A 13,023-nucleotide genomic window follows, 5' to 3' on the forward strand; every position below is an offset into this window, starting at 1 on the left:
ACCGTGAGAACACCCACTTCTTGGGAACGGAAGATGTGACGCGGACTACGCGCCCGGAACACCATCCCCCGGAGCACCCTCCGTCACCCCTCGTCGGCCAGTGCCGCGTCGAGTGAGTCGTGCACCGTGAAAACCGCCTCCGCGCCGGTGATCTCGAAGACGCGAGCCACCACGGGCTGCATCGCGACGAGATGGACCCCGCCCCCGGCGGCCTCCGCCTTGAGCCGGGCGCCGAGCAGGACGTTGAGTCCGGTGGAGTCCATGAATTCCAGGGGCTCGCAGTCGACCACCAGGCGGGCGCGCCCCTCCGCCACGCACCCCTCCAACGCGTCACGCAACAGATCGGCGGTGTGGTGATCCAGCTCGCCCGCCGCCGTCACGACCGCGCTGGCGCCGTGATGCCGGATCGCGACGTGAAGCCGGCCCCGGCTCGCACTGCCGACCGTCCCGCGGTCCATGCGCGCGCACCCCTCTTGCTGTCTCGACGTCGTTTTGCCTATGACTGCGCTCATCGAACCCTACGCCTTCGCTTCACACAGGGGTAGCTGAACAATCCGCATATAACACCAAATACGGACATCGCACACTTGCCATCTTCCGGCAAAGGCAGGTAGGCGTAGATGCAGACACATTCGCCACGGCCGGCTTTGGAGGCGCCGCACACCGCAGCTTCACGTAGAGGCATCGGCAGCCATATGCCGAGAACGATGGAGGAGACCATGTCACCCCGGCTCGACGAAATGCGCACCGACGACACCCGGCAGCACACCTCGTCGACACCCCCGTCCGACCCGACCGGACAGATCCCTTCCCAGCCGGCCGCCGCCGAACCCGAATTGCCGGTGGTGCCCGAAATTGACGGGCTGCCCGAGATCCCGCCGTTCGACGAGGTGGGTCCGGTCGACGCGAGGGCCCTGTCCAAAACCCTCTTCGAGCGGCTCGAATCGCTTGAGGAAGGCACCCACGAATACGCCTACGTCCGTAACACCCTGGTCGAACTCAACCTCGCCCTGGTCAAGTTCGCGGCCTCCCGGTTCCGCTCCCGCAGCGAACCGATGGAGGACATCGTCCAGGTCGGCACGATCGGTCTGATCAAGGCGATCGACCGGTTCGAACTGAGCCGCGGCGTCGAGTTCCCGACGTTCGCGATGCCGACGATCGTCGGCGAGATCAAGCGTTTCTTCCGCGACACCAGCTGGTCGGTGCGTGTGCCGCGGCGGCTGCAGGAGCTCCGCCTCGACCTCGCCAAGGCCGGGGACGAACTGGCCCAGAAGCTGGACCGTGCACCCACGGTCGGCGAACTGGCCGAGCGTCTCGGCATCAGCCGGGACGAGGTCGTGGAGGGCATGGCGGCGAGCAACGCGTACACCGCGAGTTCGCTCGACGCCCAGCCCGAGGAGGACGACAGCGAAGGCGCGCTGGCGGACCGCATCGGCTACGAGGACCACGGACTCGAAGGCATCGAGTACGTCGAATCCCTCAAGCCGCTGATCGCCGAACTCCCGCCGCGCGACCGCAAGATCCTGTCGCTCCGTTTCGTCGCCAACATGACCCAGTCCGAGATCGGCGAGGAGTTGGGCATCTCCCAGATGCACGTCTCCAGGCTGCTCTCGCGCACCCTGGTGCGATTGCGCAAGGGTCTGATGATCGACGAGTGACATTCCGCGGTCGCCACCGGTCCACCGGCCGGTGCCCGCCCGCGCGAAGGAGGGCCTGCCCCGGGCGACTCGGGGCGGGCCCTCCTTCGTGTGTGAGGCCCGTAGAGGCCCCTGTGCGGCGTCTCAGGCCACCCGGACGCCCTTGCGCCAGACGCCCGACACCAGCGGGACGCCGGGCCGGTAGGCGAGGTGGACGTGGGAGGGTGCGTCCAGCAGCGTGAGGTCGGCGCGGGCACCGGGGGTGATCCGGCCCACGTCGGTGCGGCGCAGCGCCTGCGCACCGCCCGCCGTGGCCGCCCACACCGCCTCGTCGGGCGTCATCCGCATGTCCCGTACGGCGAGGGCGATGCAGAACGGCATCGACGAGGTGAAGGACGAGCCGGGGTTGCAGTCCGTGGAGAGCGCGACGGTCGCCCCGGCGTCCAGCAGGCGGCGCGCGTCGGGCCAGGTGGCGCGGGTGGAGAACTCCGCGCCGGGCAGCAGCGTCGCGACGGTGGCGGAGTTGGCCAGCGCGTCGACGTCGGCGTCGGTCAGGTGGGTGCAGTGGTCGGCGGAGGCCGCGTCCAGCTCCACGCCGAGCTGCACACCGGGCCCGTAGGACAGCTGGTTGGCGTGGATGCGGGGCAGCAGGCCGCGCTGCTTGCCCGCGGTGAGGATCGCGCGGGCCTGGTCGCCGTCGAAGGCGCCCTTCTCGCAGAAGACGTCGATCCACCGGGCGTGCGGGGCGCAGGCGTCCAGCATCGGGCCGGTGACGAGGTCGACGTAGCCGGCCGGGTCGTCGGCGTAGTCGGGCGAGACGATGTGCGCGCCGAGGTAGGTGACCTCGTCGGTGTGCTCCCCGGCGATGCGCAGCGCGCGGGCCTCGTCCTCGACGGTCAGGCCGTAGCCGGACTTGGTCTCGAAGGTGGTGGTGCCCTGGCGCAGCGCCTCGGCCAGGTAGTGGGCGACGTTGGCGGAGAGCTGCTCGTCGGTGGCGGCGCGGGTGGCGGCGACGGTGGTGCGGATGCCGCCCGCCTCGTAGGCGCGGCCCGACATCCGGGCGTTGAACTCCTGGGTGCGGTCGCCGCCGAAGACCAGGTGGGAGTGGGAGTCGACGAAGCCGGGCAGGGCCGAGCGGCCGCTCGCGTCGACGGCGTTGTCAGTGGCGGGTGCTTTGCTGGACGGACCGACCCAGGCGATGCGGTCGCCGTCGATGACGACGGCCGCGTCCTGGATCAGACCGAGGGGGCCTTCGCCGAGGGAGGGGTCGTTGGTGACGAGCTGGGTGAGATGGGTCAGTGCGGTGGTGGTCATCGCGGTGGTGTTCTCCTTCGTCCGCTGGTTCGTCCGCTGGGGGCGCGTCAGTCGTTCGTGCGCACGGCGGCGATGGCCGCGGCGAGTTCGGTGGGCACGTCCGGCACCAGCGTGTGCACGCCGTCGCGGACGACCTGCCGGCCGCCGACGACGGTGTGCCGTACGTCGGCCGCCGTCGCGGCGAATACCGCGGTCTCCGCGGCGAGCCGGGGCAGCGGGCCCGCGGTCCGTACGGAGTCCAGCGCGATCGTGGTGAAGTCCGCGAGGGCTCCGGTGGTCAGGGTGCCGGCGTCGTCCCAGCCGAGGGCGGCGTGCCCGTCGGCGGTGGCGGCACGCAGCAGCGCGGCGGCGGTCCAGTGGCCGCGAGCGCGGGTGCGCAGCCGCTCGTTCAGCTCCATCGCGCGGGCCTCTTCGAAGAGGTCGATGACGGCGTGGCTGTCGCTGCCCAGGGAGAGCGGGCTGCCGCTCTGCTGGAGGCGGGCGGCGGGGCCGATGCCGTCGGCGAGGTCGCGCTCGGTGGTCGGGCACATGCACACGCCGGTCCCGGCGCCGCCGAGCAGGCCGATGTCCTCCGGGGTGAGGTGGGTGGCGTGCACCGCGGTGGTGGTGCGGCCGAGGGCTCCGTGGTCGGCGAGGAGGCGGGTGGGCGTGCAGCCGTGGGCCTCCTGGCAGGCGTCGTTCTCCGCGGTCTGCTCGGAGAGGTGGACGTGCAGCGGGGCACCGCGCTCGCGGGCCCAGTCGGCGACGGTGCCCAGTTGGGCCGCGGGCACCGCGCGGACGGAGTGGATCGCCGCGCCGATGCGGGCGTGCTCCGCGCCCTTGAGAGCGGCGGCGCGCTCGGCCCAGGCGTCGGCGGTGCCGTCGGAGAAGCGCTGCTGGTGCGGGGCGGGCGGGGTGCCGAAGCCCGCGGAGAGGTAAGCGGTGTCGAGGAGGGTGATACGGATTCCGGCCTCGGCGGCGGCCGCGATCAGCGCCTCCCCCATGGCGTTGGGGTCGGCGTAGGCGCCGCCGCCGGGCCGGTGGTGGAGGTAGTGGAATTCGCCGACGCAGGTGATGCCGGCGAGCGCCATCTCGGCGTAGACGGCCCGTGCGAGGGCGTGGTAGCTGTCCGGGTCGAGGCGGGCGGCGGTGTCGTACATGACCTCGCGCCAGGTCCAGAAGGTGCCGGAGCCCACCTGCACGGTGGAGCGCAGCGCCCGGTGGAAGGCGTGCGAGTGGGCGTTGGCCAGGCCCGGCAGCGTCAGCCCGCGCAGGACGACGGCGCCGGGCGGCGGGGTGGCGGTGCCGGTGCGGACGGCCGTGATCCGCCCCTGTGCGGTCTCGACGGTCACCCCGGGCTCGGTGTGGGTGTCGAGCCAGGCGTGTTCGAGCCAGTAGACCGTCGCGCCCTGCGGGGTGGGGCGTTCGGGGGCGGCGTTCTGCGGCGCCGTTCCGTGCGGCGTGGTGTCCTGCGGCGTCATGCGCACGCGAGCCCCTCCAATACGTCGGCGAGTGCGGTGACCCCGGCGACGCAGTCGTCCTCAGCCGCGGTTTCGGCGGGCGAGTGTGAGACGCCGGTGGGGTTGCGTACGAACAGCATGGCGGTCGGGACGGTCGCCGAGAGGATGCCGGCGTCGTGTCCGGCGCCGGTGCCGAGGACGGGTACGGGCCGTCCGTCACCGGCGCGGGCGAGCAGGGTGCCCAGCTCGTCGCGGAGGGCGTGGCCGAATTCCACGACGGGGGTGAAGGATTCGCGGACGACGCGCAGGTCGACGCCGTCGCGGGCGGCGCTCTCCGCGGCGGCGCGCTCGATCTCCTTGACGACGGTGTCCAGGGTGTCCTGGTCGGCGGCGCGGGAGTCGAGCCAGCCGCGGACGAGCGAGGGGATCGCGTTGACGCCGTTCGGCTCGACGCCGATCTTCCCGAAGGTGGCCAGGGCGCCCGCGGCCTTGGCGGCCTCCCGGGCGGCGAGGACGGTCCGGGCATAGCTGAGCATGGGGTCGTGGCGGTCCTCCAGGCGGGTGGTGCCCGCGTGGTTGGCCTCGCCGTGGAAGTCGAACCGCCAGCGGCCGTGCGGCCAGATGGCGGAGGCGATGCCGACCGGGTCGCCGGTCAGGTCGAGGGCGCGGCCCTGCTCGATGTGGAGCTCCACGAAGGCGCCGATCCGGTCCAGCCGGTCGCGGTCGGGGCCGATCGCGTCGGGGTCGTATCCGGCGCGCTCCATGGCCTGCGGCAGGGTGACGCCGTCGCCGTCGCGCAGCTCACGGGCGTCCTCGGGAGTGAGGGCGCCGGCACTGAGCCGGGAGCCGACACAGGCGAGCCCGAAGCGGGCGCCCTCCTCGTCACCGAAGTTGACGATGGCCAGCGGCTTGGTGAACTCCGCTCCCCTGCGGCGGAGTTCGTCGAGCGCGGCGAAGGAGGAGACGACGCCCAGCGGGCCGTCGAAGGCGCCGCCGTCCGGGACGGAGTCCAGGTGGGAGCCGGTGACGACGGCGGCGCCGGGGGCGACCTCGGTGTACGAGCGGACGCCGAGCCAGGCCCACTGGTTGCCGTTGCGGTCCAGCTCGTGGACGAGGCCGCGGGACTCGGCCTGGGCGCGGAACCACGCGCGGCAGTCGGCGTCGGCGGGGGTCCAGGCGTGGCGGCGGTAGCCGCCGGAGGAGGTGTCGCGGCCGAGGGGCCGCAGCTCCCGCCACATGGTGTGGAACGACGCGGTCTGACCGGTCATGCGCGCACTCCCGTCGTGGGATCGGCGGCGCCTTCACGCGGAACGGGACGAGGTCCTGGCACGGGTGCCTCCCGGCAGCGATTGGATCGGGATATTCACATCTTGACTTCGCTGAATATGGCTAGTCAACAGGACGGGGAGGCGGACGGCCATCGCGGCCGAATCGGGCGCACGCGAAAATTCACCCCGGATTTTGACTTGCCCGCAAGGAAAGCCGGTGTTAGCTTTCCCAGTAGGCAAGTAACGTCACGGGGAGGGGACGACCATGACCACACCGGTCGACGCGGAGCGTGCCTGGCAGGACCTGCAGCGCATCCGGGTACCGCAGGAGCGGGTCTACGACGAGGTGGAGCGCTGCGCGTCCGACAGCACGGGCGTCATCTATCCCACGGCCGCACTCATGTGGCTCTTCGTCGCCAGCTGGGGCCTGTCCCTCCCGGACTGGGCCTCCTGGCTCGTGACCGCCGCCTACGTCGCCCTGATCGGCGTGCTGATCGGCAGCCGGGTCCGCCGGGCCCGGGTGCGGCTGCACCGCTCCCGCCACACCTGGCGCTCCGGCGTCTCCGCCCTGCTCGGCGCCGTGGTGGCGCTCACCACCGTCCTGCTGTCGGGGTACGCCGCCGAGAGCCTGCGGCTGCCGCTGCCCACCGTGATCCAGGCCACCGTCTCCGTGGGCGTCTTCCTGCTCTGCGCCGGTCCGGTGAACCGCTGGACGCTGACCGCGCTGCGCGGCCGCGGCGACCGGCCCGCCCCGGGCGGCGCCCCTGCCGCGCCGACCGCCCGATGATCCGCCCCCGTGGTGAGGAGTACGCCCGATGAGCACCCCGACAGGCTTCGATGAACTGATCCATCCAGCGACCCGGCTGTCCGTGGTGGCGCTGCTCGCGGCCACCGAATGGGCCGACTTCCCGTTCATCCGGGACAGCCTCTCGCTCAGCGACTCGGCACTCTCCAAGCAGCTGCACACCTTGGAGGAGGCCGGGTACCTGGAGATCCGCAAGGAGGGCGGCGGCCGCCGGCGCCGCACCAAGGTCCGGCTCACCGGCCGGGGCAGGTCCGCGTTCGAGGGCCATGTGGCGGCGCTCCGGACCATCGTGGAGAACGCCCCGACCGCCGCCCCCGCGGCCACCGCACCCACCGACGAGACCGCCGCCCCGACGCCCGCCGAGGTGACCCGATGACCACACGCACCATGCCCACGCGGCCCGGCGACGGTCCGGTGATCCGGGCGCGCGAGCTGCGGATGAGCTACGGCGCCAGGGAGGTGCTGCGCGGGGTGGACCTGGAGGTGCACCGCGGCGAGATCCTCGCCCTGCTCGGTCCCAACGGCGCCGGCAAGACCACCACCGTGGAGATCCTGGAGGGCTTCCGGCGGCGCTCGGCGGGCGAGGTCGAGGTGCTGGGCACGGACCCGGCCCACGGCGACGACGCCTGGCGCGCCCGGCTCGGCCTGGTCCTGCAGACCTGGCGGGACCACGGACGCTGGCGGGTCGGCGAACTCCTCGCCCACTTCGCCCGCTACTACCGCGAGCCGCGCGACCCGGAGGCGTTGCTGGGCCTCGTCGGCCTCACCGACCAGGCAGGCCAGCAGGTGGCCCAGCTCTCGGGCGGCCAGCGGCGGCGCCTCGATGTGGCACTCGGCATCGTCGGCCGCCCCGAGCTCCTCTTCCTGGACGAGCCGACCACCGGTTTCGACCCCGAGGCGCGCCGCGACTTCCACGCCCTGGTCGAACGGCTGGCCCGGGAGGAAGGGGTGACGGTCCTGCTCACCACGCACGACCTCGTCGAGGCCGAGCGGCTGGCCGACCGGATGGCGATGCTGGTCAAGGGCCGAATACGGGCCTGCGGCACGCCCCGGGAGCTGGCCCGGCGGGCGGCCGCAGAGGCGGAGGTCCGCTGGACGGCCCTGGACGGCACACCGCGCCGGGAGCGGACCGCCGACCCCTCCCAGCTGGTCTGGGACCTGCACCGGTCGGCCGACGGCCCCCTCCCCGACCTGGAGGTCCGCCGCCCGACGCTGGAGGACACCTATCTCCACATGCTGCACGGACAGGACGGCACGGCCGATGCGGACGATCCCGCCGGACCGGCGACGGACGGGACACAGGACGCCACCGCCGAGGCGGCGCACGCGGCCTGACGGCACGGCTCCGCACCGCACGGACACGCGCACGCACGCGCACACGGACACGGACACGAACGACGAGGACCGGCACGGGGGAATGACGTCATGACAGATACCGGGACGGACACGGTGACAGGTACGGCGACAGGTGTGGCAGCAGGCACGAGGACAGGCACGGAAGCGGCTTCGACCGGGGCGGCCGGTCGCGCTCCGGGCCGGCGTCGGGGCGCCGGCCCGAGGGATGCCGGTGCGCGCGGGCAGATCTGGCGGGCCGGGTGGGCGCGGGGTGTCATCGAGATACGGCATCTGCTGCGCAACCGTAAGGAGATGACCGGGCATCTGCTCAACACCGTGGTCGCGCTGGTGATCGCGGGAACGCTGAGCGGCACCGTTCCCGGCACCCGGATCCCGATGGGGCATCTCACCCTCGCCGGGTTCTCGGCGTATCTGCTCTTCCAGGTGGGGCTGTTCAACCTCCCGCAGATGATGGTGACCGAGCGCGAGGAGGGCACGCTGCTGCGGCTGCGGGCCACGCCGGGCGGCATACCGGCCTATCTGCTGGCCAAGTCGCTGCTGATGGTCGCGGTGGCCGTGGGCACGCTGGTGGTGCTGCTCGGAGCGGGTGCGCTGCTGGTGGACGGGCCGCTGCCGCAGGGTCCGGGCGGCTGGCTGACGCTGCTGTGGGTGACGACGCTGGGCCTGCTCGCCGTCATACCGCTGGGCGCCGCCATCGGAGCCGTACTCCCCAACCCGCGGGAGGCGCTGGCGCTGCTGATGCTGCCGGTGATGGCGCTGCTGGTGACGTCGGGTGCGATGTTCCCGTTGAGCGCGCTGCCCGAGGTGGTCCAGCGGGTGGCGTCCTGCTTCCCGCTGCGGTGGATGGCGCAGGGCATACGGTCGGCGCTGCTCCCGGACGCGGCGCGGGCGGCGGAGCCCGCGGGGTCCTGGGATCTGCCGTGGGTCGCACTGGTGCTGGCGGCGTGGGCGGTCCTCGGGTTCCTGCTGGCCGTACCGCTGCTGCGGCGGGCCACCCGGCGGGAGTCCGGGTCGCGGCTGTCCGCGCGGCAGCGGAAGGCGGAGCTGAGCGGCACCGGGGTGGCGTAACAGCTCGGTGACCGGTCCCTGGACACCTGTGGCGTCGCACGGCAGAGCGATGATGGAGTGACGACATGACTGGCCTCACCACTGGTTCTCCGACCGTTCCGGGCCTCACCGACCGGGACCGTGCCGTACGGGCAGCCGTCGAGCAGGGGCTCGTGAGCCCCGCCGCGCCCGTCGCCGGGCTGCTGGATGTCGCGGGGGTGCGGCGTTCGGCGGCCGAACTCCGTTCCGCCTTCGCCGAGTTCACCGATGCCGGGGTTCCCGTGCTGCACGCGTTCGCGGTGAAGGCCGCGTCGCTGGTGCCGGTGCTGCGGCTGCTCTCCGACGAGGGGCTGGGCTGCGAGGTGGCCAGCCCCGGGGAGCTGGCGCTGGCCCGCGCGGCGCACGTCCCGGTGCGGCGCACGGTGCTGGACTCCCCGGCCAAGACCCCCGCCGAGCTGCGGGAGGCCCTGGCGCTGGGCATCGCGGTCAACGTCGACAACCCGGAGGAGCTGGCCCGGGTCGACGCGCTGGTGTCGTCGGCACCGACCGACGCGCCGCTGGGACTGCGGGTCAATCCGCAGCTCGGCGGCGGCAGCATCGGCGCGATGAGCACCGCGACGGACACCTCCAAGTTCGGGGTGGCGCTGCGGGACGAGGGCGCCCGCGAGTGGGTGGTGCGGGCCTATCGGGACCGCCCGTGGCTGACCCGGCTGCACGGTCACGTCGGCTCGCAGGGCATGGCGTTGCCGCTGATGGCCGACGGGGTCCGGGCCCTGTACGACCTCGCCGAGGAGATCAACGCGCGGGTGGGGCGGGCCCAGGTCGACACCCTCGACATCGGTGGCGGGCTGCCGGTGAACTTCGCGTCGGACCGGGTCACGCCCACGTACCGGGAGTATGTGGAGCTGCTGCGGGAGCGGGTGCCGGGGCTGTTCCGGGGGCGGTACGGGCTGGTGACCGAGTTCGGCCGGTCGCTGCTGGCCAAGCACGGCACGGTCGTGGCGCGGGTGGAGTACGCGAAATCGGCGGGCGGACGGCCGATCGCGGTCACCCACGCGGGGGCGCAGGTCGCCACCCGGACGGTGTTCGTACCGGACGCCTGGCCGCTACGGGTCGCCGCGTACGACGCGCAGGGGCGCCCCAAGGAGGGGCCGGCGGTCGCCCAGGACATCGCCGGGCCGTGCTGTTTCGCGGGCGACCTGGTCGCCGAGAACCGCCCGCTGCCGCTCCTGGCCTCCGGCGACCACGCCGCACTGCTGGACACCGGCGCGTACTACTTCTCCACCCACTTCGCCTACAACTCGCTGCCCCGGCCCGGGGTGTACGGCTACACGGCGGACCCGTCGGGCGAGGTCCGCTTCGCGACCGTCCGCACGCCGCAGACCCTGGAGGAGCTGACGGCGGAGAGCGGCGGGGCACACGGGGAGGAGCTGCGGGCGCTGCGGTGAGGGGGCCTGCGGCCGGGCTGAGGCAGGGCCGCGGGGCGAACCGGACCGATCCTCCAGGTTGCGGCTGCGCGGAGTGAGCCGAGCCGGGTCGAGCCGATGCGGCACGAGCGAAGGCTGTGTGGGCCGAGCCAACGCGGGCAAAGACGAACCGGCCAATCCGGGCCAAGGCGCCGTACCTGGCGCAGACGTCAGGCCAAGCCCCCTCCCGACACCGGAGGACCAACGGGCCGGGCCTCCGGTGTCGCGGCCGCCGAGGAGGCCGCGCCGAAACACCTTCGCCGCGGACAGGCTTGGCCCCTACAGTGCCGGAGGCATGACGGCTCTTGCGTCCTTCGTCTTCGTGCGCCATGTCGACGGTCTTCGTCACCGCTTCGAACGCGACGGCGAGAGGCATCACCGGCCTGCCTATCGCCGAACGGACGGGCAGGTGTGGTGTGTCTGGGGGCCGGAGGACGGCTGGCACTGCGAGATCGCCGGTGGTCTTGTCACCGCTCATCCCTTGCACCACGACGGTGACGCACCCGAACCCCCTGCCACCGTCTGGCGCAGCTTCAAGGGCGACCAGTCCTACCTCTACGACCTTTGCCGCACCGAACCTGAAGCGTGATCCGCCGGATCAGCGCCGGGTCGGGCCCGTCGGACGGCCCGGGGCGCGAGTGCGGGTCCGGGTCCGGGCGCCGCCCGGGGCGGCGTCGCCCGCGGCCAGGCCGGTGGTGTGGTGGCCGGGGACGGTCCGGCCCGCGGCGCCACCGCGTACCGCCGCTTCGGTGCGGACCCAGAGCAGGGCGTCGTGCTCCCGTTCCCAGCGGCCGAGCCACAGGGCCTTGGCCCACAGCCCGAGCGCGGCGCCGGACAGCAGCAGGCCACCGGCCGCGGGCAGGGCGAACGACGAGCCGACGGCGGCTGCGAAGGCGAGGAGCAGCCACCAGCGGTGGGCCCGGCGCCAGGTGCGGAGGGTGACCGCCCGGTCCTGGAGGACGACGGCCCGGCCGGCCCGTTCCGCGGCGCCGAGCAGGGCGTTCCAGCGGCGGCGGCGCGTGGCGTAGACCGCGAACGCGACGATCAGACCGCCCGCGATCCCGGCGAGCACCCCGATCCGGCGCCCCGTCAGCCCCGGTGGCAGCGCGCCGATTCCGGCCGCGAGCAGTCCGGACCACCACAGCCAGCCGGCCGGCGCCCGGACGATCACCGCCACCCGCGCCAGCCCGTACGCCCCACGTCCCACGCCGGACCTCCTCACCTCGGCCGCACCGCACGGACGGCCCGGCACGGCCCCGTCCGCGTACCGGCACACCCGTACCGTCACCTCTGCACCGACACCCCCGTGCCGGCCGCAGATCGTAGTAAGTCCGGATGAGGATTCCCTGAGACGGGAGAGGGGACACGGGGGACGGGACGCAGGAGACGGCGAACGGCCACGACGGCCCCCGGATCCCACCCCGGGCCACGCCACCGAAAACCCAAGCTCACAGGCGCCCGAACGCAAGCCTCACCGAGCGCAAGCCGAACCACCCCGGCGCACGCCCCACCGGCCCGGCCCCGCACCCGCTCCAGGCGCCTCACTCCACGAACAACCCCCGTGCCGCCGCCTTCGCGTCGAACTCCTCCAGGCTGGCCTGGGCCCCGGGCAGGGCGTCGCACATCGCCTCCAGCAGGACGCGGCCCAGGAGCATCGGGGCGCAGACCGTGTCGAAGGTCAGGCCGGTGCCGACGGGGGCGGGCAGCAGCAGGTCGGTGTGGTGGGCGACGGGGGCGAAGGCGCTGTCGGCGACGGTGACGACGGTCAGGCCGACGGTGCGCGCGTACTCCAGCGCCTCGACGACCTCGCGCGGATGGCGCGGCAGCGCGAAGCAGAGGAGGGCGCTCGCCCCGGCGCGTACGGCGGCGTCGATGCGGTCGGCGAGGAGCGAGCCGCCCTCGTCGAGGAGGCGGACGTCCGGGTGGACCTTGCGGGCGAAGTAGACGAATCCGGCGGCCTGGGCGGTGGCCGCGCGGAGGCCGAGGACGGGCAGCGGGCGGGAGGCGGCGAAGAGCCGGCCCGCCCGGACGACCGGTTCCGGGTCGGCGAGGACGGCGGCGAGATGGCGGAGGTTGTCGATCTCCGCCTGGACCGCCTGCTGGTACTCGTTGGCCACGGCGGTGGCGTCCGGGCCGGTCGGGGCGGTGTCGCGCAGCCGGCGGCGGAGCGCCGGGTAGCCGTCGAAGCCGAGGGCGACCGCGAAGCGGGTCACGGAGGGCTGGCTGACCCCGGCGAGTTCGGCGAGTTCGACACTGGAGAGGAACGGTGCGTCGGCGGCGCGGCGCACCATGCAGTGGGCGATGCGCCGCTGGGTGGGCGTCAGCCGCCGCCCTTCGAAGAGCCGCTGCACCCGTGCGGCCGCCGCGTCACCACCGGCCGCATCACCCTCACCGACCGGCGCCCCGGCCACGCCAGCCGCGTCGGCCGCCGGAGCACCCGTCGCACCGGCCTCCCCCGTACCCGTCGCCCCCGTCACACCCGCGACACCGGCCGCACCGCCGCCGCTGTTCCCGTCCCCGTCCCCGCTCATCGCCTCTTCCTCCCGGCCCGGTCGGGGGCCATGTCGTCTACCGATCGACTCTACGGAAACTCCGGCCCCGCGACGCACCGTCGTACGTCCGCCCGGAGACCGTCGCCGGGCCGGGTGGCCGAATCGGACCGCACCGGAGCAGACCTCACCGAACCGGGCT

The 13,023-nt window shown here is 73.4% G+C and carries 13 protein-coding genes; 7 read left to right on the forward strand and 6 right to left on the reverse strand.

All coding sequences use genetic code 11. From position 1 onward, the window contains the following. Positions 1–83 precede the first annotated feature (83 nt). Positions 84–458 carry an STAS domain-containing protein gene (locus ACZ4U4_RS09855; protein WP_467871064.1) on the reverse strand — a complete coding sequence of 125 codons (375 nt, stop codon included), beginning with the start codon at positions 456–458 and terminating at the stop codon, positions 84–86. Positions 459–707: 249 nt separating this feature from the next. On the opposite strand from ACZ4U4_RS09855, the gene ACZ4U4_RS09860 reads away from it, so the two are divergent. Beyond that, positions 708–1,658 carry an RNA polymerase sigma factor SigF gene (locus ACZ4U4_RS09860; protein WP_467871067.1) on the forward strand — a complete coding sequence of 317 codons (951 nt, stop codon included), beginning with the start codon at positions 708–710 and terminating at the stop codon, positions 1,656–1,658. Between the two features lie 123 nt (positions 1,659–1,781). Here the strand turns inward: ACZ4U4_RS09860 and hutI are convergent, their stop codons facing one another. From hutI to ACZ4U4_RS09875, 3 genes are read right to left on the reverse strand one after another with little or no spacing between them, the layout of a single operon-like run. Continuing rightward, positions 1,782–2,951 carry an imidazolonepropionase gene (hutI, locus tag ACZ4U4_RS09865; protein WP_467871069.1) on the reverse strand — a complete coding sequence of 390 codons (1,170 nt, stop codon included), beginning with the start codon at positions 2,949–2,951 and terminating at the stop codon, positions 1,782–1,784. Between the two features lie 47 nt (positions 2,952–2,998). Next, a complete protein-coding gene (locus tag ACZ4U4_RS09870) occupies positions 2,999–4,411 on the reverse strand; it encodes a formimidoylglutamate deiminase (protein ID WP_467871072.1) in 1,413 nt (470 codons plus the stop codon). Continuing rightward, a complete protein-coding gene (locus ACZ4U4_RS09875) occupies positions 4,408–5,658 on the reverse strand; it encodes an allantoate amidohydrolase (protein WP_467871074.1) in 1,251 nt (416 codons plus the stop codon). Before ACZ4U4_RS09875 ends, ACZ4U4_RS09870 begins: the two co-directional genes overlap by 4 nt. A 265-nt stretch (positions 5,659–5,923) precedes the next feature. Here ACZ4U4_RS09875 and ACZ4U4_RS09880 point away from each other — a divergent pair, with 265 nt between their 5' ends. From ACZ4U4_RS09880 to ACZ4U4_RS09905, 6 genes are all read left to right on the forward strand, one after another. After that, a complete protein-coding gene (locus ACZ4U4_RS09880) occupies positions 5,924–6,445 on the forward strand; it encodes a hypothetical protein (protein WP_467871077.1) in 522 nt (173 codons plus the stop codon). A gap of 28 nt (positions 6,446–6,473) precedes the next feature. Then, complete coding sequence (locus ACZ4U4_RS09885; RefSeq protein ID WP_467871080.1) at positions 6,474–6,839, forward strand: transcriptional regulator; 366 nt, start codon at positions 6,474–6,476, stop codon at positions 6,837–6,839. Next, a complete protein-coding gene (locus tag ACZ4U4_RS09890; RefSeq protein ID WP_467871083.1) occupies positions 6,836–7,798 on the forward strand; it encodes an ABC transporter ATP-binding protein in 963 nt (320 codons plus the stop codon). The genes ACZ4U4_RS09885 and ACZ4U4_RS09890 overlap by 4 nt, the downstream gene beginning before the upstream one ends. Positions 7,799–7,933: 135 nt before the next feature. Beyond that, positions 7,934–8,887 carry an ABC transporter permease gene (locus tag ACZ4U4_RS09895; RefSeq protein ID WP_467871085.1) on the forward strand — a complete coding sequence of 318 codons (954 nt, stop codon included), beginning with the start codon at positions 7,934–7,936 and terminating at the stop codon, positions 8,885–8,887. A gap of 65 nt (positions 8,888–8,952) precedes the next feature. Beyond that, entirely contained in the window at positions 8,953–10,314 is a 1,362-nt protein-coding gene (locus ACZ4U4_RS09900) for a type III PLP-dependent enzyme domain-containing protein (protein ID WP_467871088.1), read from the forward strand. 313 nt (positions 10,315–10,627) lie between these two features. Then, positions 10,628–10,921 carry a hypothetical protein gene (locus tag ACZ4U4_RS09905; RefSeq protein WP_467871090.1) on the forward strand — a complete coding sequence of 98 codons (294 nt, stop codon included), beginning with the start codon at positions 10,628–10,630 and terminating at the stop codon, positions 10,919–10,921. A 9-nt stretch (positions 10,922–10,930) separates the two neighbouring features. Here the strand turns inward: ACZ4U4_RS09905 and ACZ4U4_RS09910 are convergent, their stop codons facing one another. Next, a complete protein-coding gene (locus tag ACZ4U4_RS09910; protein WP_467871092.1) occupies positions 10,931–11,539 on the reverse strand; it encodes a hypothetical protein in 609 nt (202 codons plus the stop codon). Between the two features lie 334 nt (positions 11,540–11,873). Next, on the reverse strand, positions 11,874–12,863 hold the full coding sequence (locus tag ACZ4U4_RS09915) for a MurR/RpiR family transcriptional regulator (protein ID WP_467871094.1): 990 nt from the start codon (positions 12,861–12,863) through the stop codon (positions 11,874–11,876). Between the last annotated feature and the right edge of the window lie 160 nt (positions 12,864–13,023).

The organism is Streptomyces sp. NPDC029159 (genome assembly GCF_055564055.1).